At 69.3% G+C, this 20759-nt stretch carries 19 protein-coding genes; 8 read left to right on the top strand and 11 right to left on the bottom strand.

Annotated features, from left to right (window positions below):
- From IEZ21_RS09375 to pgl, 5 genes are all read left to right on the top strand, one after another.
- A partial coding sequence (locus IEZ21_RS09375; protein ID WP_281399408.1) for a transketolase-like TK C-terminal-containing protein occupies positions 1-467 on the top strand: 467 nt, incomplete at its 5' end.
- A 34-nt stretch (positions 468-501) separates the two neighbouring features.
- Positions 502-1620, top strand: a complete 1119-nt coding sequence (gene tal, locus IEZ21_RS09370; RefSeq protein ID WP_189321377.1) for a transaldolase — start codon at positions 502-504, stop codon at positions 1618-1620.
- Between the two features lie 4 nt (positions 1621-1624).
- Positions 1625-3163, top strand: a complete 1539-nt coding sequence (zwf, locus tag IEZ21_RS09365) for a glucose-6-phosphate dehydrogenase (protein WP_189321376.1) — start codon at positions 1625-1627, stop codon at positions 3161-3163.
- Entirely contained in the window at positions 3160-4416 is a 1257-nt protein-coding gene (gene opcA / locus IEZ21_RS09360) for a glucose-6-phosphate dehydrogenase assembly protein OpcA (RefSeq protein ID WP_246567441.1), read from the top strand. The genes zwf and opcA overlap by 4 nt, the downstream gene beginning before the upstream one ends.
- A complete protein-coding gene (gene pgl, locus IEZ21_RS09355) occupies positions 4413-5198 on the top strand; it encodes a 6-phosphogluconolactonase (RefSeq protein WP_189321375.1) in 786 nt (261 codons plus the stop codon). The genes opcA and pgl overlap by 4 nt, the downstream gene beginning before the upstream one ends.
- 322 nt (positions 5199-5520) lie before the next feature.
- Here the strand turns inward: pgl and IEZ21_RS48765 are convergent, their stop codons facing one another.
- The 11 genes from IEZ21_RS48765 to uvrC all read right to left on the bottom strand — a co-directional run bounded on the left by IEZ21_RS48765 (position 5521) and on the right by uvrC (position 17445).
- A complete protein-coding gene (locus IEZ21_RS48765; protein WP_373302197.1) occupies positions 5521-6006 on the bottom strand; it encodes a DUF2087 domain-containing protein in 486 nt (161 codons plus the stop codon).
- A 110-nt stretch (positions 6007-6116) separates the two neighbouring features.
- Positions 6117-7769, bottom strand: coding sequence for a glucose-6-phosphate isomerase (pgi, locus tag IEZ21_RS09345; RefSeq protein WP_189321374.1), 1653 nt, complete (start codon positions 7767-7769; stop codon positions 6117-6119).
- Positions 7770-8016: 247 nt separating this feature from the next.
- Positions 8017-8352 carry an RNA polymerase-binding protein RbpA gene (locus tag IEZ21_RS09340; RefSeq protein ID WP_078491545.1) on the bottom strand — a complete coding sequence of 112 codons (336 nt, stop codon included), beginning with the start codon at positions 8350-8352 and terminating at the stop codon, positions 8017-8019.
- A gap of 214 nt (positions 8353-8566) precedes the next feature.
- On the bottom strand, positions 8567-8797 hold the full coding sequence (secG, locus tag IEZ21_RS09335; RefSeq protein WP_033317921.1) for a preprotein translocase subunit SecG: 231 nt from the start codon (positions 8795-8797) through the stop codon (positions 8567-8569).
- A 125-nt stretch (positions 8798-8922) separates the two neighbouring features.
- A complete protein-coding gene (tpiA, locus tag IEZ21_RS09330; RefSeq protein WP_189321373.1) occupies positions 8923-9699 on the bottom strand; it encodes a triose-phosphate isomerase in 777 nt (258 codons plus the stop codon).
- Between the two features lie 6 nt (positions 9700-9705).
- Positions 9706-10917: a phosphoglycerate kinase gene (locus IEZ21_RS09325; protein ID WP_189321372.1), complete on the bottom strand. Its 1212-nt coding sequence runs from the start codon at positions 10915-10917 to the stop codon at positions 9706-9708.
- Between the two features lie 190 nt (positions 10918-11107).
- A complete protein-coding gene (gene gap / locus IEZ21_RS09320; protein ID WP_033317924.1) occupies positions 11108-12118 on the bottom strand; it encodes a type I glyceraldehyde-3-phosphate dehydrogenase in 1011 nt (336 codons plus the stop codon).
- Positions 12119-12321: 203 nt separating this feature from the next.
- Entirely contained in the window at positions 12322-13311 is a 990-nt protein-coding gene (gene whiA / locus IEZ21_RS09315) for a DNA-binding protein WhiA (RefSeq protein ID WP_033317925.1), read from the bottom strand.
- On the bottom strand, positions 13302-14369 hold the full coding sequence (locus IEZ21_RS09310; RefSeq protein WP_189321371.1) for a gluconeogenesis factor YvcK family protein: 1068 nt from the start codon (positions 14367-14369) through the stop codon (positions 13302-13304). Before IEZ21_RS09310 ends, whiA begins: the two co-directional genes overlap by 10 nt.
- Positions 14366-15403, bottom strand: a complete 1038-nt coding sequence (gene rapZ, locus IEZ21_RS09305; RefSeq protein WP_189321370.1) for an RNase adapter RapZ — start codon at positions 15401-15403, stop codon at positions 14366-14368. Before rapZ ends, IEZ21_RS09310 begins: the two co-directional genes overlap by 4 nt.
- A complete protein-coding gene (gene uvrC, locus IEZ21_RS09300) occupies positions 15400-17445 on the bottom strand; it encodes an excinuclease ABC subunit UvrC (RefSeq protein WP_189321369.1) in 2046 nt (681 codons plus the stop codon). Before uvrC ends, rapZ begins: the two co-directional genes overlap by 4 nt.
- 197 nt (positions 17446-17642) lie before the next feature.
- On the opposite strand from uvrC, the gene IEZ21_RS09295 reads away from it, so the two are divergent.
- The 3 genes from IEZ21_RS09295 to IEZ21_RS09285 all read left to right on the top strand — a co-directional run bounded on the left by IEZ21_RS09295 (position 17643) and on the right by IEZ21_RS09285 (position 20745).
- Entirely contained in the window at positions 17643-18593 is a 951-nt protein-coding gene (locus IEZ21_RS09295; RefSeq protein WP_189321368.1) for a hypothetical protein, read from the top strand.
- 212 nt (positions 18594-18805) lie between these two features.
- Positions 18806-19837, top strand: a complete 1032-nt coding sequence (locus tag IEZ21_RS09290; protein ID WP_189321367.1) for a LacI family DNA-binding transcriptional regulator — start codon at positions 18806-18808, stop codon at positions 19835-19837.
- Positions 19834-20745, top strand: a complete 912-nt coding sequence (locus tag IEZ21_RS09285; protein WP_189321366.1) for a carbohydrate kinase family protein — start codon at positions 19834-19836, stop codon at positions 20743-20745. The genes IEZ21_RS09290 and IEZ21_RS09285 overlap by 4 nt, the downstream gene beginning before the upstream one ends.
- Positions 20746-20759: the final 14 nt, after the last annotated feature.

Below are 20759 nucleotides of genomic sequence, written 5' to 3'. Positions count from 1 at the left end.
GCGCCCCGCACGGTCTCGCGCTGACCCGTCAGGGCGTACCGACGTACGAGCCCAACGAGGAGGCCGCGCGCGGCGGTTATGTGCTCTTCGACGCCGAGGGCGTCGAGCCGCAGGTCGTGCTCATCGCGACCGGTTCCGAGGTGCACGTCGCCGTCGAGGCGCGCGAGCAGCTGCAAGCCGCCGGGGTGCCGACGCGGGTGGTGTCCATGCCGTCCGTGGAGTGGTTCGAGGAGCAGGACCAGGGGTACCGGGACAGCGTCCTGCCGCCGTCCGTCAAGGCGCGTGTCGCGGTCGAGGCCGGGATCGGTCTGACTTGGCACAAGTACGTGGGGGACGCCGGACGCATCGTTTCCCTGGAGCACTTCGGTGCTTCGGCCGACGGCAAGGTCCTCTTCCGCGAGTTCGGCTTCACTGCCGAGAACGTCGCATCCGCCGCCCGGGAATCGATCGCCGCAGCCCAGCGCTGACGCTGACATACGACACGTAGGAGATGCATTTTCCATGACAGACGCACTGAAGCGCCTCTCCGAAGAAGGCGTCGCGATCTGGCTGGACGACCTGTCGCGCAAGCGGATCACGTCCGGCAACCTCGCCGAACTGATCGACCAGCAGCACGTAGTGGGCGTCACGACCAATCCGTCGATCTTCCAGAAGGCCATTTCGAGCGGTGACGGTTACGAGCAGCAGGTCGCCGACCTCGCCGCCCGTGAGGTCACCGTCGAAGAGGCCATCCGCATGATCACGACGGCGGACGTCCGCGACGCCGCCGACATCCTGCGCCCGGTCTTCGACGCCACCGGCGGCCAGGACGGCCGGGTCTCGATCGAGGTCGACCCGCGCCTCGCGCACAACACGCGGGCGACGGTCGCCGAGGCCAAGCAGCTCGCCTGGCTGGTGGACCGTCCGAACACGCTCATCAAGATCCCTGCCACCCGGGCGGGCCTCCCGGCGATCACCGAGACGATCGGCAACGGCATCAGCGTCAACGTCACGCTGATCTTCTCGCTGGAGCGCTACCGCGAGGTCATGGACGCGTACGTGAGCGGACTGGAGAAGGCCAAGGCCAAGGGCCTGGACCTGTCCAAGATCCACTCCGTGGCGTCCTTCTTCGTGTCCCGCGTGGACACCGAGATCGACAAGCGGATCGACGCCCTGGGCACCGACGAGGCCAAGGCCGCCCGCGGCAAGGCGGGCGTCGCCAACGCCCGGCTCGCCTACCAGGCGTACGAGGAGGTCTTCTCCTCGGCTCGCTGGCAGGAGCTGGACAAGGCGCAGGCCAACAAGCAGCGTCCGCTGTGGGCCTCGACCGGCGTCAAGGACCCGGCCTACAAGGACACTCTGTACGTCGACGACCTGGTCGCGCCGAACACGGTGAACACCATGCCGGAGGCGACCCTCTTCGCCGCCGAGGACCACGGACAGATCACCGGCAACACCATCGCCGGTACTTACGAGCAGGCCCGTGCCGAGCTCGACGCGGTCGAGAAGCTCGGGATCTCGTACGACGAGGTGGTCCAGCTTCTGGAAGACGAGGGCGTCGAGAAGTTCGAGGCGTCCTGGAACGACCTGCTCAAGTCGACCGAGGCGGAGCTCAAGCGCCTCGCCCCCTCGGAAGGCTGAGATCTTGACTCCTTCTCCCGGCACCGGAGCGAATCCGCTTCGTGACGCCGCAGACCGACGGCTCCCGCGTATCGCGGGGCCGTCGGGCCTCGTCATCTTCGGCGTCACGGGCGATTTGTCCCGTAAGAAGCTGATGCCCGCTGTCTACGACCTCGCCAACCGCGGCCTGCTGCCGCCGGGTTTCTCACTCGTCGGCTTCGCCCGCCGCGAGTGGGCGAACGAGGACTTCGCTCAGGAGGTCCACGACGCCGTCAAGGAGCACGCCCGCACCCCCTTCCGCGAGGAGGTCTGGCAGCAGCTCATCCAGGGGATGCGGTTCGTCCAGGGCACCTTCGACGACGACGACGCGTTCGAGCGGCTGCGCGAGACGATCGGGGAGCTGGACAAGGCGCAGGGCACGGGCGGCAACTTCGCCTTCTACCTCTCCGTACCGCCGTCCGCCTTCCCCGTGGTCATCCAGCAGCTGAAGAAGCACGGTCTGGCCGACCAGTCGAGCGGTTCCTGGCGGCGCGCGGTCATCGAGAAGCCGTTCGGCCACGACCTCAAGTCCGCCGAGGAGCTCAACGCGACCGTCGAGGAGGTCTTCGCCCCGGACCAGGTCTTCCGTATCGACCACTACCTGGGCAAGGAGACCGTCCAGAACATTCTGGCGCTGCGCTTCGCCAACCAGATGTTCGAGCCGATCTGGACCCGTTCGTTCGTCGACCACGTACAGATCACGATGGCCGAGGACATCGGCATCGGTGGCCGTGCCGGCTACTACGACGGAATCGGCGCCGCCCGCGACGTCATCCAGAACCATCTACTCCAGCTGCTCGCGCTGACCGCGATGGAGGAGCCCGCCTCCTTCGACGCGGACGCGCTGGCCGCCGAGAAGACCAAGGTGCTGGGCGCGGTGAAGCTGCCCAAGGACCTCGGCCGCGACACGGTGTTCGCGCAGTACGCGGCCGGCTGGCAGGGCGGCCAGAAAGTCATCGGCTACCTCGAAGAGGACGGCATCGACGCCAAGTCGAAGACCGACACCTACGCGGCCGTCAAGCTGGAGGTGGACAACCGGCGTTGGGCGGGCGTCCCCTTCTATCTGCGCACGGGCAAGCGCCTGGGCCGCCGCGTCACCGAGATCGCGGTCGTCTTCCAGCGCGCCCCGCACTCCCCCTTCGACCACACGGCGACGGAGGAGCTGGGCCAGAACGCGCTGGTCATCCGCGTCCAGCCGGACGAGGGCGTCACGGTCCGCTTCGGCTCCAAGGTGCCCGGCACCTCCATGGAGGTACGGGACGTGTCGATGGACTTCGCGTACGGCGAGTCCTTCACGGAGTCCAGCCCGGAGGCGTACGAGCGGCTGATCCTCGACGTCCTGCTCGGCGACGCCAACCTCTTCCCGCGCACCGAGGAGGTCGAGCTGTCCTGGAAGATCCTCGACCCGATCGAGGAGTACTGGGACAAGCACGGCAAGCCCGCGCAGTACCCGTCGGGCACCTGGGGCCCGGCCGAGGCTGACGAAATGCTCGAACGAGATGGACGGAGCTGGCGCCGGCCATGAAAATCGACCTCACGGACACCACGGCCAGCAAGATCAACAAGGCGCTGGTGCAGGGCCGCCGGGACATCGGCACCCCCGCCGTCGGCATGGTGCTCACCCTCGTCATCGTCACCGACGAGGAGAACGCCTACGACGCGCTGAAGGCCGCCTCCGACGCGTCCCGCGAGCATCCCTCGCGCACCCTCGTGGTCATCAAGCGCATCTCCCGCTCGCCCCGCGACCGCACCGCATCCCGGCTCGACGCCGAGGTACGGGTCGGCGCGGACGCGGGCACCGGTGAGACGGTGGTGCTGCGGCTGTACGGCGAGGTGGTCGACCACGCTCAGTCGGTGGTCCTCCCCCTGCTGCTGCCGGACGCGCCGGTCGTCGTCTGGTGGCCGGTGAACGCGCCGCTCGACCCGGCCAAGGACCCGCTGGGCGCCCTGGCGCAGCGCCGCGTCACCGACACGTACGCCGCCGAGCAGCCCGTACGGGAACTCGGCGCCCGCGCCGACGCCTACACCCCCGGCGACACGGACCTGTCGTGGACCCGCATCACGCCCTGGCGTTCGATGCTGGCCGCGGCCCTGGACCAGGTCACCTGCGAGGTCACCTCGGTCGAGGTGGAGGGCGAGGAGTTCAACCCGAGCTGCGAGCTGCTCGCCATGTGGCTCGCGGACCGGCTCGACGTCCCGGTCAAGCGCTCGCTGTCCTCCGGGCCAGGTCTCACCTCCGTCCGGATGGCCACCAGCTCCGGACCGATCGTCCTGGACCGCGCCGACGGTTCCCTGGCGACGCTGTCCATCCAGGGCCAGCCCGACCGTGCGGTGGCACTGAACCGCCGCGACACGGCCGAGCTGATAGCGGAGGAACTGCGACGACTGGACCCGGACGACACGTACGCGTCGGCGCTGCGGTTCGGCGTGGAGCGGCTGGGCAGCGGGGGCTTCAAGTCCGGTTCGCTCGCGGGGGGTTCCGCGGGCGGATGGGCTGAGGGCTCCGGGAGCGCGGCTGCTACGGCGGCGGGCTCCCGGGCTGCGGCCTTCCGGGCCGGGGTCTCCGGATCCGGTGCTTCCGAGGCTGACGCTTCCGGGACCGTGGATTCCGCGAGTTCTGCGGATTCTGCGGCGAGGACTTCCGAAGCTGGAGGTTCCGATGCCGGGGCTTCCGCTGCGGAGTCGTCGCCCGAGGCGTCCGCCAAGGAGTCGGCGAAGGAAACCGACAAAGCTCCGGCCACACCCGCCGACCTGGCCAAGAGGGTGGCGTCCAAGTGAGCACCGCGCCGCAGCTCGTCGTCCACCACGACAAGGACCTGATGGCCCAGGCCGCCGCGGCCCGGCTCATCACGAAGATCGTGGACGCGCAGGCCTCCCGGGGCTACGCCTCGGTGGTGCTCACGGGCGGGCGCAACGGCAACGGCCTCCTCGCGGCGCTGAGTTCGGCCCCCGCGCGGGATGCCATCGACTGGGGCCGCCTGGACCTGTGGTGGGGTGACGAGCGGTTCCTGCCCGAGGGCGACCCGGAGCGCAATGTCACCCAGGCCCGCGAGGCGCTCCTGGACTCGGTACCGCTGGATCCGCACCGCGTGCACGCCATGCCCGCGTCGGACGGCCCGTACGGCAAGGACGCCGACGCGGCGGCGGAGGCGTACGCCGCCGAACTGGCCAAGGCCTCGGGCCCCGAGAACCACGGCCCCGTCCCCACCTTCGACGTCCTGATGCTGGGCGTCGGCCCGGACACGCACGTGGCGTCACTCTTCCCTGAGCTGCCCGCCGTACGGGAAACCGAGCGCATGGTGGTCGGCGTACACGGCGCGCCCAAGCCCCCGCCGACCCGTATCTCGCTGACCCTGCCCGCTATCCGGGCGGCTCGCGAGGTGTGGCTGCTGGCCGCGGGCGAGGACAAGGCGAAGGCCGTGACCATCGCCCTCTCGGGCGCGGGCGAGATCCAGGCCCCAGCCGCGGGCGCGTACGGCCGCTCCCGCACCCTGTGGCTGCTGGACGCGGCAGCGGCATCCCAGCTGCCCCGCTCTCTGTATCCGCCGGCGTCGCCCTGAACACCCGTTCCGCACACGTCGTAGCTCCGCCGGATGACATCCGGCGGAGCTACGACTGCCCACGGCTTAGAAACCCGCACCCCGACGAACCCCACACCCTCCCTCCGGCGGGAGGGGTCGTGGGCCGGTGCGTCGTATGCCCGTCGCGTAGCTCCGGTCTCGGAGAACCCGCACCCTGTACCAGCCCAGAGCCGTACGCCCACCCTGCGACGGGCTGACGCACCGGCCCACGACCCCGACCCACCACGCACCTAAGGGGCGCGGGGAACGGCGCGACCAGCCACAACGAACCCGCAGCTTCAAACCGCACCCAGCGGAGCGCTCAGGCGGCCGCCACGCGATAGACGCTGCCGTCCCGCTCACGTACGAGCAACCCGTTCTCCACGCAATAGCGGCGCAACGCCGACGTGTCGTCGTGCACGGTGCGGAACGCCTCGTTGACCTCACGCTCGGAGTAGCTGCGCTCGGTCTCGAAGAGGGTGCCGGTGAGATGAGTGAGCAGCTCACGGCGTACGGCAGGGCGCACCGGAATCGCGGTCAGCCGCCCTTGCGCGAAGAACCCCACGAGGCGACGGGGCACACCGGGGTGCGCCTCCTCCGCCACGGGCCGGGCACGGCGAAACACGGCGGGATCGGCCCGCAGGGACCCATCCGCCGTCCGCTCGACGAGCCCCGCGGCGACCAGGCGCCCCAGGTGCTTGCGCATCAGGGCGGAGTCCTGCTCGCGCGGGGGCAGTTGGTCCAGCACGATGCGGGCGTACAGCTTCTGGCGTTCGGGATCCGCGAGTGCGGCGAGCAGCTGGTCCATGACATCCTCCCGGCGGGTGACAGCGCCGGAGCAGTGTCACCCGCCGAGCGGGGGCCGCGCATCCGATTAACGGTGCCGCGACCCGAGGCCCCTGCCTGAGCCGCCTGGGCTCAACGCCCGCGCAGCTCCCGGTACTTGGCGACCAGCGCCTTCGTCGACTCGTCAAGGCCCGGCACCTCGGCCCCCTCGGTCAGCGCCGGCTCGACGCGCTTGGCGAGCACCTTGCCCAGCTCGACGCCCCACTGGTCGAAGGAGTCGATGTTCCACACGGCACCCTGCACGAACACCTTGTGCTCGTAGAGCGCAATCAGCTGGCCGAGCACCGACGGAGTGAGCTCGCGGGCGAGGATCGTGGTCGTCGGATGGTTGCCCTGGAACGTCTTGTGCGGCACCAGTTCCTCGGCCGCCCCCTCCGCGCGCACCTCGTCCGGCGTCTTCCCGAAGGCCAGCGCCTGTGTCTGCGCGAAGAAGTTGGCCATCAGCAGATCATGCTGGCCCACAAGACCCGGCAGCAGATCCGCGACCGGCTCGGCGAACCCGATGAAGTCGGCCGGGATCAACTTCGTACCCTGGTGGATGAGTTGGTAGTACGCGTGCTGCCCGTTGGTCCCCGGCGTACCCCACACGACGGGCCCGGTCTGCCACTGAACGGGCTCGCCGTCCCGGCCCACGGACTTGCCGTTGGACTCCATGTCCAGCTGCTGCAGGTACGCCGTGAACTTGGACAGGTAGTGCGAGTACGGCAGCACCGCGTGCGACTGCGCGTCATGGAAGTTGCCGTACCAGATGCCCAACAGGCCGAGCAGCAGCGGCACGTTGGACTCGGCGGGCGCGGTACGGAAGTGCTCGTCGACCAGCCGGAAACCGTCCAGCATCTCGCGGAACCGGTCCGGACCGATCGCGATCATCAGCGAAAGGCCGATCGCCGAGTCGTACGAGTACCGGCCGCCGACCCAGTCCCAGAACTCGAACATGTTGGCCGTGTCGATACCGAAGTCCGACACCTTCTCGGAGTTCGTCGACAAAGCCACGAAGTGCTTTGCGACCGCGTCCTGGTCCGCCTTCAGCTCGGTCAGCAGCCAGTTGCGCGCCGAGGTCGCGTTGGTGATCGTCTCGATGGTGGTGAAGGTCTTCGAGGCGATGATGAACAGCGTCTCGGCCGGGTCCAGGTCCCGTACCGCCTCGTGCAGATCGGCCCCGTCCACGTTCGACACGAAGCGGACCGTCAGCTCGCGATCGGTGAAGGCCCGCAGCGCTTCGTACGCCATCGCCGGACCCAGATCCGAGCCGCCGATGCCGATGTTGACGACAGTGCGGATGCGTTTGCCGGTGTGCCCCGTCCACTCGCCCGAGCGGACGCGGTCGGCGAAGCCGGCCATCTTGTCGAGCACCGCGTGCACACCCGGCACGACGTTCTCACCGTCGACCTCGATGACCGCGTCGCGTGACGCGCGCAGCGCGGTGTGCAGCACGGCGCGGTCCTCGGTCGTGTTGATCTTCTCGCCGCGGAACATGGCGTCCCGCAGCTCGAACACATCGGCCGCGGCGGCCAGTTCACGCAGCAGCCGCAGCGTCTCGTCGGTGACCAGATGCTTGGAGTAGTCGACGTGCAGATCGCCGACCTGAAGTGTGTATCCGGCGCCGCGCCCCGGGTCCGCGGCGAACAGCTCACGCAGCCGCACCTCGCCGAGTTCCTCGCGGTGCTTGGCCAGAGCGGTCCACTCGGGCTTCTGGTTGAGCCGGGTACGGCTATCTGCGTTCATCTCGGACTTCAGCCTTCTTTCGTACCTGTCCTGCTGCGTACGTTGCCCCGCTGCCGGTCCCAACTTAATTGATCAGGGCTCGACGTGAGCCGTCGTCCCACCGTCATCCGGCCCAACAACAAATGCGTCTCAACAACAGATACGTCCGACGTGCGCACAGGTATCAGGTCCCGAAGCCCGAAAGGCCACGAAGCACACGAAACAGCTCCGGCCGCACACCTGTGAGTGCCCGGCCGGTTTTCAAGTCCTAGATTTCGCCTCGCAGTTTGGCGAGCGCCTCGGCGAGAATCGCCTCGCCGTCCTCGTCGCTGCGCCGCTCCCGTACATACGCGAGGTGCGTTTTGTACGGTTCGGTGCGCGGCGGGTCCGGCGGGTTGTCCCGGTCCTGTCCGGCCGGAAAGCCGCAACGCGGGCAGTCCCAGGTTTCGGGAACCTGCGCGTCGCTGGCGAAGCTCGGCTGCGTCTCGTGCCCGTTGGAGCACCAGAAGGAGATGCGCAGCCGCGGCGCGGACTCGCCGCGCTCGGCCTCGCCCATCGGCCCCGCCCCGACCCGGCTTCCACGGATCGCGTTGCCACTTGCCACGGTCGTAACTCCCTGCCTAATGGTGCCGCGAAGCGAGTCGGCATGACGCTTCGCTGCGAGCGCCTCAGTCTACGTAAGGCCCAACGCGCGTCCAGTGATTGGAGTTACACCCCGCCCAAAGACGCAAGCCCCATGATAGGCCGCGCCCGCGGGCGCGTACCGGACATGGGGCTTTATGCGAAAGATGCGCTGTCGTACCGACGTCAGCCGCTGGTCAGTTGGTGACCTTCATCAGGATGCCGAGCACGACAATGCACGCGAACCACAGCAGACCGACCACGACGGTGATGCGGTCGAGGTTGCGCTCGGCGACCGAGGAGCCGCCGACGGACGACTGCATGCCGCCACCGAACATGTCGGAGAGGCCGCCGCCCTTCCCCTTGTGCATCAGCACCAGCAGCATCATCAGCAGGCTGAAGACGATCAGGGCGATCGAGAACCCCATAACCACGGCTGGACCAACTTCCTCGGATCTGGATGACGACGGGGGTTCAGCGGGTATCCGCTGAACCCCCGCAAGGGTACGACGTATCGCCGCTACCGCATACTTACTGGTCGCGGAACCGGTACCTACTGGTCACGGAACCGGACGATCTTGACGAACTCGTCGGCGTCCAGCGAGGCGCCGCCGACCAGAGCGCCGTCGATGTCGGGCTTCGCCATGATCTCGGCGACGTTCCCGGCCTTCACGGAGCCGCCGTACTGGATACGGATCTTGTCGGCCACGTCCTGCGAGTACAGCTCGGCGAGCTTGCCACGGATCGCCGCGCAGACCTCCTGGGCGTCGTCGGCGCCGCAGACCTTGCCGGTGCCGATGGCCCAGACCGGCTCGTACGCGACCACGATGGACTCGACCTGCTCGGCCGGGACGTCCTTGAGGGCGCCCTCGACCTGGGCGAGCGTGTGCGTGACGTGGTTGCCCGCCTCGCGGACCTCCAGTTCCTCACCGACGCACAGGATCGGCGTGAGGCCGTGCTTGAAGGCGGTCTTGACCTTGGCGTTGCAGAGCTCGTCGCTCTCCTTGTGGTACTGCCGGCGCTCGGAGTGGCCCACCGTCACGTAGGTGCACTTCAGCTTGGCCAGCATCGGGGCGGAGATCTCGCCGGTGTAGGCACCGGAGTCGTGCGCCGAGACATCCTGGGCGCCGTACTTGATCTTGAGCTTGTCGCCGTCGACCAGGGTCTGCACGGAGCGCAGGTCGGTGAAGGGCGCCAGGACGGCGACCTCGACGGCCTCGTAGTCCTTGTCGGCCAGGGCGAAGGCGAGCTTCTGGACGTGGGCGATGGCCTCGAGGTGGTTGAGGTTCATCTTCCAGTTGCCCGCCATCAGCGGCGTACGAGTGGTCATACGGGGTCAGTCCTCCAGTGCGGCGAGGCCGGGGAGCGTCTTGCCCTCGAGGTACTCGAGGGAGGCGCCGCCGCCGGTCGAGATGTGGCCGAATGCCGTCTCGTCGAAGCCCAGGATGCGAACGGCCGCGGCGGAGTCGCCGCCGCCGACGACCGTGAAGGCCGGGGAGTCGAGAAGGGCCTGGGCGACCGCCTTGGTGCCCTCGGCGTAGTCGGGGTGCTCGAAGACGCCCATGGGACCGTTCCAGAAGACGGTGGCGGCGTCGGCGAGCTTCGAGGCGTACAGCTTGCGGGACTCAGGGCCGATGTCGAGGCCCATCTGGTCGGCCGGGATGGCGTCCGCGGCGACGGTGGTGGGATTGGCCGGGGCCTTGGTCTTCAGGTCCGGGAACTCGGACCCGACCAGTGCGTCGACGGGCAGGACCAGCTCGACACCAGACTTCTCGGCGCGCTCGATGTACTCGATGACGACCGGGATCTGGTCCTCCTGAAGGAGGGAGCTGCCGATCTCGTACCCCTTGGCCTTGAGGAAGGTGTACGCCATGCCGCCGCCGATCAGCAGCCGGTCGGCCTTGCCCAGGAGCTGGTCGATGACGGCGAGCTTGTCGGAGACCTTGGCGCCGCCGAGCGCGACGACATAGGGGCGCTTGACGTCCTCGGTGAGCTTCTTCAGGACACCGACTTCGGTGGCGATGAGGTGGCCCGCGTAGTGCGGAAGGCGTGCCGGAAGGTCGTACACGGAGGCGTGCTTGCGGTGCACCGCACCGAAACCGTCGCCTACGTAGACATCGGCCAGGGCCGCGAGCTGGTCCGCGAACTCGCCGCGCTCGGTGTCGTCCTTCGATGTCTCACCGGCGTTAAAGCGCAGGTTCTCGATGACCGCGACCTGGCCGGGCTGCAGGCCGCTCACGGCGTCGTGGGCGGCGGGGCCGACGGTGTCCTGGGCGAACGCGACGGGCGCGCCGAGGAGTTCACCGAGCCGCTCGGCGGCGGGCAGCAGCGAGAACGCCGGGTCCGGGGCGCCCTTGGGGCGGCCCAGATGCGAGGCGACAACCACCTTGGCGCCCGCCTCTGTGAGGGCCTTGACGGTGGGCAGGACGGCGCGGATGCGACCGTCGTCGGTGATGCGGCCGTCGGCCAGCGGCACGTTCAGGTCGGCGCGCACGAGGACCCGCTTGCCGTTCACGCCTTCGGAGAGGAGTTCGTCGATCGTTTTCATTGAGTGACTCCTGAGTGGGACTCTGAAGTATTTCCCCGCGAATAGATCAGCCATCAATTGAGGAACCACGACGGCGAGCAACCAGGTCCGCGAGAGCGGCGCCGGTTTAGGCGCAAAAGAGCCGGCCCGGGCAGCGCGGCGTCGCGCTGCCCGGGCCCTGTGCTCACATCGAGGTGCCTTGCTCTGGGACTTAGAGCTGGCCGCCGACGAAGACCGTGAGGTCCACGAGGCGGTTGGAGTAGCCCCACTCGTTGTCGTACCAGCCGAGGATCTTCACCGAGTTGCCCTCCTGGACCATGGTCAGGGAGGAGTCGAAGGTGCAGGAGGCCGGGTCGCCGACGATGTCCGAGGAGACGATCGGGTCCTCGGTGTAGGTCAGGTAGCCCTTGAGGTCGCCGTCGTCGGAGGCCTTCTTGAACGCGGCGTTGACCTCGTCCTTGGTGACCTCGCGCTGCAGCGTCACGACCAGGTCGGTGGCCGAGCCGGTCGGGACCGGGACTCGCATCGCGATGCCGTCGAGCTTGCCCTTGAGCTGCGGGAGCACCAGCGCGGTGGCCTTCGCGGCACCAGTGGTGGTCGGGATGATGTTCTCGGCGGCGGCGCGGGCGCGGCGCAGGTCCGAGTGCGGGAAGTCCAGGATGCGCTGGTCGTTCGTGTACGCGTGCACCGTCGTCATCAGGCCCTTGACGATGCCGAAGTTCTCGTCGAGAACCTTGGCCATCGGGGCCACACAGTTGGTGGTGCAGGAGGCGTTCGAGATGACGTGGTGGTTGGCCGCGTCGTACTTGTCCTGGTTGACGCCCATCACGATGGTGATGTCCTCGTCCTTGGCCGGAGCCGAGATGAGGACCTTCTTGGCGCCGCCGGCGATGTGCTTCTCGGCGTCGGCCTTCTTCGTGAAGATGCCGGTCGACTCGATGACGATGTCGACGCCCAGCTCGCCCCAGGGGATGTCGGCGGGGTTGCGCTCGGACAGCACCTTGATGGTGCGGCCGTCCACGGTGATGGTGTTCTCCGTGTGGGACACCTCGGCCTTCAGGCGGCCCAGGATGGTGTCGTATTTCAGCAGGTGAGCGGTGGTCGCGGTGTCACCCAGGTCGTTGACAGCCACGATCTCGATGTCTGCACCCTGCTCCAGCAGCGCGCGGAAGTAGTTACGACCGATGCGGCCAAAGCCGTTGATGCCTACGCGGATCGTCACGAACCGATCTCCTCGTTGGTACGCCGGCTTTCGATGCCGGCGAGTTGTATGGGATGTCCCCGACCGCCTACGACCCTACCCCCCTTGAGGCCCCCAGAGTGACATCCAGAGGGCCCGTACACGGCACCACGGTCCATACCCACCAGTAGGGGTACGGACCGGCCCATGCACCGAGGTCCGTAGGGGTGTGACGGGCGGAGCGGTCAGCCGACGAGGTTGTCGGCCAGTTCTTCGGAGAAGCTGGACTCCGTTCCCGGGATGCCCAGGTCCTGGGCCCGCTTGTCCGCCATGGCGAGCAGCCGGCGGATGCGGCCGGCTACGGCGTCCTTGGTCAGCGGCGGGTCGGCGAGCGCGCCCAGCTCCTCCAGGGAGGCCTGCTTGTGCTCCATGCGCAGGCGTCCGGCGGCGGCGAGGTGTTCGGGGACCTCGTCACCGAGAATCTCCAGGGCACGCTGCACGCGGGCTCCGGCGGCGACGGCGGCGCGGGCGGAGCGGCGCAGGTTGGCGTCGTCGAAGTTGGCGAGACGGTTGGCGGTGGCGCGCACCTCCCGCCGCATCCGGCGTTCCTCCCAGGCCAGCACGGCTTCGTGGGCGCCGAGGCGGGTCAACAGGGCGCTGATCGCGTCACCGTCACGGACGACCACCTTGTCCACGCCCCGCGCCTCACGGGCCTTGCTGGCGATCTGGAGCCGCCGGGCCGCGCCGACCAGCGCGAGCGCCGCCTCGGGTCCCGGGCAGGTCACCTCCAGCGAGGACGAGCGGCCCGGCTCGGTCAGCGAGCCGTGCGCCAGGAACGCCCCGCGCCAGGCCGCCTCGGCGTCACAGGTGGCACCCGAGACCACTTGCGGGGGCAGCCCGCGGATCGGTCGGCCCCGGCCGTCGACAAGCCCCGTCTGACGGGCCAGCTGGTCGCCGCCCGCGACCACACGGACGACATAGCGGGAGCCGCGGCGCAGGCCCCCGGGAGCCATCACGATCAGCTCGGAGCTGTGGCCGAAGATCTCCAGGATGTCCCGCTTGAGGCGGCGCGCCGCCATCGCCGTGTCCAGCTCCGCCTCGATCACGATGCGGCCGCTCACCAGGTGGAGGCCGCCGGCGAACCGCAGAAGGGAGGAGACCTCCGCCTTTCTGCAGCAGGTCCGGGTGACGGGGAGCCGGGAGATCTCATCCTTCACCGCTGCCGTCATCGCCATGGGCCGATCCTTCCATGCATCCGAAAAATACGGTCGTACGCGGCCGCCAACAGCTCCGGGTCGTGCCTCGGAGTTCCGTCGGTGCGGGCCACCGGCGCCAGCTCGACCGCGGCCCCGAACCGCTGGGCGGCTTCGGTGAGCAAATCGCGGTCGGGCACGGCGGCCTCGTCGGCGAGTACCACGTCCAAGGCGAGTTTAGGGGCGTGTCGTCCCAAAACCTCCAAATGACGCTGCGGGGAGAAGCCCTCGGTTTCTCCCGGCTGCGGGACGAGGTTCAGCGAGAGCACCCGGCGCGCCTTCGTCTCCGTGAGGGCGTCGAGCAGCTCGGGTACGAGGAGATGCGGGATCACCGAGGAGAACCAGGAGCCGGGGCCGAGGACCACCCAGTCCGCGTCGAGGACCGCTGCCACGGCCTCGGGGACGGCGGGCGGATCGTGCGGCACGAGGTGCACCGACTGCACCTCGCCGCACGTGAGGGCGACGGTGGCCTGGCCGCGCACCGTTTCGATGCCCTCGGGCCGCTCCGGATCGTGGCCCTTGACGAGGGCCTGGAGCTCCAGTGGCACGGCGGACATGGGCAGCACGCGTCCGTGCGCGCCCAGGAGCTTGCCGACCAGGTCGAGGGCCTGGACATGGTCGCCGAGCTGCTCCCAGAGGGCGACGATCAGCAGATTGCCGACCGCGTGCTCGTGCAGTTCGCCCTGGGACTGGAAGCGGTGCTGGATGACGCGGGCCCAGGTCTGGCCCCAGTCGTCGTCGCCGCACAGCGCGGCGAGGGCCTTGCGCAGATCGCCGGGCGGGAGTACGCCCAGCTCGTCCCGGAGGCGGCCGCTGGAGCCGCCGTCGTCGGCGACCGTGACGACCGCGGTGAGGTCACCGGTGATACGGCGCAGGGCGGTGAGCGAGGCGGACAGACCCATGCCGCCGCCGAGCGCGACGACCTTGGGCTGCGTGCCGCGGCGGCGTGGCTTGCCGCCGCGCGCCTCGGCGGGCCTGCCGCCCTGGCCTTCGGTGCCGACCCGGCGCAGCCTGCTCAGTCGCAGCGTACGACCCGTCATTCGCGGCCCATGTCCCGGTGGACGACGACCGTCTCCACTCCCTCGGACACCAGACGGGCGGCGAGCTTCTCCGACATCGCGACGGAGCGGTGCTTGCCTCCGGTGCAGCCGACGGCGATGGTCACATAGCGCTTGCCCTCGCGGCGGTAGCCGGCCTGGACGAGGCGGAGCAGCTCGGCGTACCGGTCGAGGAACTCCTTGGCGCCGGGCTGGTTGAAGACGTACGCCGCGACCTCCTCGTTGAGGCCGGTGTACTGGCGCAGCTCCGGGACCCAGTGCGGATTGGGCAGGAACCGCATGTCCACGACCAGGTCGGCGTCGACCGGCAGGCCGTACTTGAAGCCGAAGGACATCACGGTGGCCCTCAGCTCGGGCTCCTCCTCGCCGGCGAACTGGGCGTCCATCTTGGCGCGCAGCTCGTGCACGTTCAGGCTGGAGGTGTCTATCACCAGGTCGGCGTCGCCGCGCAGTTCACGCAGCAGCTCGCGCTCGGCGTCAATGCCGTCGACGATGCGGCCGTCGCCCTGGAGGGGGTGCGGGCGGCGTACGGACTCGAAGCGGCGCACCAGGGCGTCGTCGGAGGACTCCAGGAAGACGATCCGCCGGGTGACGCTCTTGGCCTCCAGGTCGGCGAGGGACTCGCGGAGGTTGTCGAAGAAGCGGCGGCCCCGTACGTCGACGACGACCGCGATCCTGGCGACATTGCCCTGGGAGCGGGCGCCGAGCTCCACCATGGTGGGGATCAGCGCGGGCGGGAGGTTGTCGACGACGAACCAGCCGAGGTCCTCCAGACACTTGGCGGCGGTCGACCGGCCCGCGCCGGACATACCGGAGATGATCACCAGCTCGGGGATGGCCGCCTCGGGGACCCCGGCTGTTTCGATGCCCGTACTCACTTCTGCTCCGTCTTGCCGGCCCGCTTCGGACGGCGACTGGTCTTTGCTCGCCGTCTTCGGCTGTTTCTTGTGTTCCGCCGTGCGCCCGGCTTCCTGTCCGGCTGTGCGCTCGGTGTCTTGTCCGTCCTGCTCGTTCATGGTTCCTGCCCCCGTCGCTCGTTCGAGGCGCCCGCGGATACGGGCTCCTCCGTGGAGCCCGCCGTCGTCTCGGGCGCCGCTTCTTCCTCGTCTTCCATGATCTCTCCAGTCGCCGTGTTCACGGCGGGTGCGGCCGGGGTCGCCTGGGCGAGGGCCACAGCGATCACCTCGGCCGTCTTTCGGCCTATGCCGGGGACCTCACAGATCTGCTCGATGGTCGCGGATCGCAGTTTCTTCACCGAACCGAAGTGCTTGATCAGCGCCTGTTTGCGCGTCTCGCCGAGGCCCGGCACATCGTCCAGCGGGCTCGACCTGAAACGCCTGGCCCGCTTGGTGCGCTGGTAGGTGATCGCGAAGCGGTGCGCTTCGTCGCGTACACGCTGAAGAAGATAGAGCCCTTCGCTGGTGCGCGGGAGCACCACCGGGTCGTCATCGCCGGGCAGCCAGACCTCTTCGAGGCGCTTGGCCAGGCCGCACACGGCGATGTCGTCGATACCGAGCTCGTCCAGGGCCTTCTGGGCGGCCGCGACCTGAGGCTGCCCGCCGTCGACGACGACCAGCTGCGGCGGGTACGCGAACCGCTTGGGCCGGCCGTCGTCCTCGGTGAACGTGTTCTCCCCGTCCGCCCACTCGCCGGTCTTCTCCTTCTCGGCGAGGTAGCGCTTGAAGCGGCGGGTGATCACCTCGTGCATGGAGCGGACGTCGTCCTGCCCCTCGAAGCCCTTGATCTGGAAGCGGCGGTACTCGCTCTTGCGCTGAAGGCCGTCCTCGAAGACCACCATGGAGGCCACGACGTCGTCCCCCTGGAGGTGCGAGATGTCGTAGCACTCGATCCGCAGGGGCGCGCTGTCCAGGTCGAGGGCCTCGGCGATCTCCTCCAGGGCGCGCGAGCGCGTGGTCAGGTCGGAGGCGCGCTTGGTCTTGTGCAGCACGAGCGCCTGCTGGGCGTTGCGCTCCACGGTCTCCATGAGGGCCTTCTTGTCGCCGCGCTGCGGGATGCGCAGAGAGACGTTGGAGCCCCGGCGCGTGGTGAGCCACTCCTGGACAGGCTCGACGGGATCGGGCAATGCCGGGACGAGCACCTCCTTGGGCACGGAGTCGCCTCTCTCCTCGCCGTACAACTGCTGGAGGGCATGCTCGACGAGATCCCCCGTGGTGACGGCCTCCACCTTGTCCGTCACCCAGCCGCGCTGACCGCGCACCCGACCGCCCCGTACGTGGAAGATCTGCACGGCGGCTTCCAGCTCGTCCTCGGCGACCGCCATCAGGTCGGCGTCGGTCGCGTCGGCGAGCACGACCGCGTTCTTCTCCATGGCCTTCTTGAGGGCCTCGATGTCGTCGCGGAGGCGGGCCGCCCGCTCGTACTCCATCTCCTCGGCTGCGTCCTTCATCTGCCGCTCCAGACGACGGATGTACGTCCCTGTGCGGCCGGCCATGAAGTCGCAGAATTCCTCGGCCAGCTGACGGTGGTCCTCGGCGGAGATCCGCTCGACGCAGGGGGCCGAACACTTGCCGATGTAGCCGAGCAGGCAGGGGCGGCCCGTGCGCTCGGCGTTCTTGAAGACGCCGGCGGAGCAGGTGCGGACAGGAAAGACGCGCAGCAGGAGGTCCACGGTGTCGCGGATCGCCCACGCGTGCCCGTACGGGCCGAAGTAGCGCACGCCCTTGCGCTTCTGGCCGCGCAGCACCTGCACGCGCGGGAACTGCTCGTTCATCGTCACCGCGAGGTACGGGTAGCTCTTGTCGTCGCGGTACTTGACGTTGAACCGGGGGTCGTACTCCTTGATCCAGGAGTACTCCAGCTGCAGCGCCTCGACCTCCGTGGACACCACCGTCCACTCCACCGACGCGGCTGTCGTCACCATGGTGCGCGTACGCGGGTGGAGGCCCGCCAGGTCCTGGAAGTAGCTGGCCAGGCGCTGGCGCAGGCTCTTCGCCTTTCCGACGTAGATCACCCGGCGGTGCTCGTCGCGGAACCTGTAGACCCCCGGCGAGTCGGGGATCTGCCCCGGCTTGGGGCGGTAGCTGGAGGGGTCGGCCATGCCTCACACCCTACTGGCGCGGTGTGACACCGCGGCGGCCCTGTGGACGGAGCCCCCGCGCCCCTGTGGACAGGACTCTGCCGGGAGTTGCCGAGTTTTGACCGCTGGGCGCCAAGTGTTGCCCGGCCATGATCAACACGCTTCAATGCGGGGTGACTTGGGGCCGTAAACCTCGGCATTCACAGAAGGGCTCCTGCATGCGGCACGGCATACAGCACGCGGACGTCGCCACGGCCGAACTGGAGACCGCCCTGCGGGACGGCCCCTTCCATGCGGCCCTGCGCGCCGCGATCACCGCCCGGGGACTGCCACTGCAGCGCGTCCAGCACCATCTGTCGCGGTACGGGGTCAAGGTCGGCGTGACGAGCCTGAGCTACTGGCAGCAGGGCGCCCGCCGCCCGCAGCGCCCCGAGTCGCTGCGGGCCGTACGCGCCTTGGAGGAGATCCTCCAGCTGCCCGACGAGTCGCTGGTACGACTGCTCGCCCAGGCCGAGGAGCGCCCCGGTCCGGCACACCCCGCGGCCCGTTCATACCGCTCCCGGGTGGAGGCGTCCGGCGCCCTGGAGAAGCTGCTCGCCGAGCTGGGAGCGTCGCTCGACGGCGGGCTGCACACGCTCAGCCACCACGAGAGGGTGCGGATCGGCTCGCGCCGGGAGCTGTCGGGGCGTGACTCGCAGTACATCGTGCGCGCCCACAAGGACGGCATCGACCGTTATGTGGCCGTTCACCACGGCGACCCTGAGTGCGCACCGGAACGCATGACGGTGCACGCCCTGGAGAATTGCCGTACGGGACGCGTGCGGTGGCACCACGACACCGGGGTGCTCGTGACGGAGCTGCTCTTCGACACACGGTTGCGGATCGGCGACACCTGCCTGTTCCGCTACGGCGTCGAGGACGGCACGGCCGGCGCGTCCAGGGAGTACGTCCGCGACTTCGGCTCCCCGGGCGGGCAGTACGCCCTCGAGGTGCGGTTCGCCGAGGACGCGCTGCCCGTGCGCTGCCACCGGTTCACCCAGCACTCGGCGGCGGCGCCGCGCAGCGGCCGTCAGGAACTGACGCTGAGCGGGCGCCATCGGTCGGTGCACATGGTCGAGCCACGGGTGCGGTCGGGGCTCGTGGGGATCGGGTGGGACTGGGAGTCCTGACGGTGAGGGGCTGAGGCGGGGCTTGGAGCGGGTGGCGTAGGGCTGGACGTAAACGCCGACGTTAAACGATTGCGTAAGCGCTCGCGTAAAGGCTTGCGCAAACGCTTACGTAATCGTTTGCGCAAGCGTTTACGTCTGCCGTCCCGTGAGGTACGGTCCGTCCAGACAGCGCCCGGCCGGTCGGCCGGAGCGAGGGCGAGGGGAGGAACCGCATGGCGACCATGGTCGACGTGGCCCGCAGCGCGGGCGTTTCCGTCGCGACGGTCTCGCACGTCCTCAACAACACCCGCACAGTGCGGCCGGCCACCCGCCAGGCCGTGCTCGACGCCATGGACGAGCTCGGCTACACGCCCAACTCGCTGGCGAGATCCCTGGTCACGGCGCGTACCCGGTCCATCGGGCTCGCGGTGTCGGCGATCAGCAATCCGTACTTCACGGAGATCCTGCAGGGTGTCGAGGCCGGTGCCCTGGAGCAGGGGTACAGCCTGCTGATCGCGGACCCCCACGACGATCCGGAGCACGAGCGCAAGGTGGTCCAACTGCTGCACGAGCGGCGGGTGGACGGCATGATCGTCGCGCCGTCGGTGCGTCCGGGCGAGCTCATCGGCTACCTCGGGCGGCATGACGTACCGACGGTGTTCCTGGACCGGCTGGTCGACGAGTCCGCGGCGCCCGGCTTCACGTTCGACCAAGTCTGCGCGGAGAACGCCGAGCCCGTCAGGCATCTTGTGACCCATCTCGCCGAGCTGGGCCACAAGAGGATCGGCCTGGTCGGCGGTCTGCCGGGGCTCAGCACCACGAGTGAGCGGATCTCGGGTTACCGGCACGGGCTCGCGTACGCGGGGCTCCCGTTCGACGAACGTCTCGTGGTCTGTGGCAGCTCGGAGGCGGAGGGCGCCGAGCGCGCGACCGGCGACCTGCTGTCCCTCCCGGCGCCGCCGACGGCACTCGTCACCGCGAACAACGCCATGACCATCGGTGCGCTGCGAGCCCTGCGGGAGCGGGGTCTGTCCGTGCCCGGTGACGTGGCCCTGTGCTGTTTCGACGACTTCTCCTGGGCGGACCTCTTCTCGCCCCGGCTCACCGCGATCTCCCAGCCCAGCAAGGAGATCGGGGCCCAGGCCGTACAACTGCTCCTGGAACGGCTGGCCTCCCCCGACCGTCCGGCCCGTACGCTCCGGCTGCCCTCCGCCTTCGTTCACCGCACCTCGTGCGGCTGCCCCGAGAAAGGACCCGACTCGTGATCGTCGTCGCCGGTGAGGCCCTGATCGACCTGGTGCCGCAGGAGGCGGGCGCGCTCGCGGGACTCGATCCGCGCCGCGGCGGCGGCCCGTACAACACGGCGGTGGCGCTGGGCCGCCTCGGCTCCCCCGCCGCCTTCTGCTCCCGGGTGTCGTCCGACGCCTTCGGCGAGGCCCTGCTCGGCGGGCTGCGCGAGGCGAATGTCGATGTGTCGTCCGTGCAGCGGGGCGCGGAGCCGACGACCCTCGCGGTCGCGTCGATCGGCACGGACGGCTCGGCCCGTTACTCGTTCTACGTCGAAGGCACGGCTGACCGGCTGTTCTCGGCTCCGGACCAACTCCCGCCCGGGACAAGGGCGGTGTCCTTCGGTACCTGTTCGCTGGTGCTGGAACCGGGCGCGAGTGCGTACGAGGAGCTGATGCGGGTCGCGTCCGCGCAAGGTGTGTTCACCGCGCTCGACCCGAACATCCGCTCGGTGCTGATCTCCGACGCGGACGCCTACCGGGCCCGGTTCAAGAGCTGGCTGCCGTCGGTGTCGCTGCTCAAGCTGTCCGAGGAGGACGCGGACTGGCTCGGCGGCACCCCACGCGAGTGGCTGGCGTCGGGCCCGGCGGCTGTCGTGATCACGCGCGGCGGCGACGGCCTGACCGTCTTCACCCGCGACGGCGCGGAGTACGCCGTGCCGGGCGAACGGGTCGACGTGGTGGACACGATCGGCGCCGGCGACACGGTGAACGCGGCCCTGCTGCACGGCCTCGCCGCCCGCGACGCCCTGTCTACGACGGCACTGGCCGGCCTGGGCGCCGACGGCTGGGGCGAGTTGCTGCGGTTCGCGGCACGCGCGGCGGCGATCACCTGCTCACGGGCGGGCGCTGAGCCGCCGTACGCCTATGAGGTGGGCGACTTCTAGGGCGACCTGTGCGG

Origin of the sequence: Streptomyces flaveus (genome assembly GCF_014647675.1) — a bacterium.
GTDB classification, from domain to species: Bacteria; Actinomycetota; Actinomycetes; order Streptomycetales; family Streptomycetaceae; genus Streptomyces; species Streptomyces flaveus.
Note: the sequence above shows the minus strand (reverse complement) of the source record. Positions and strands in the feature narration are given on the sequence as shown.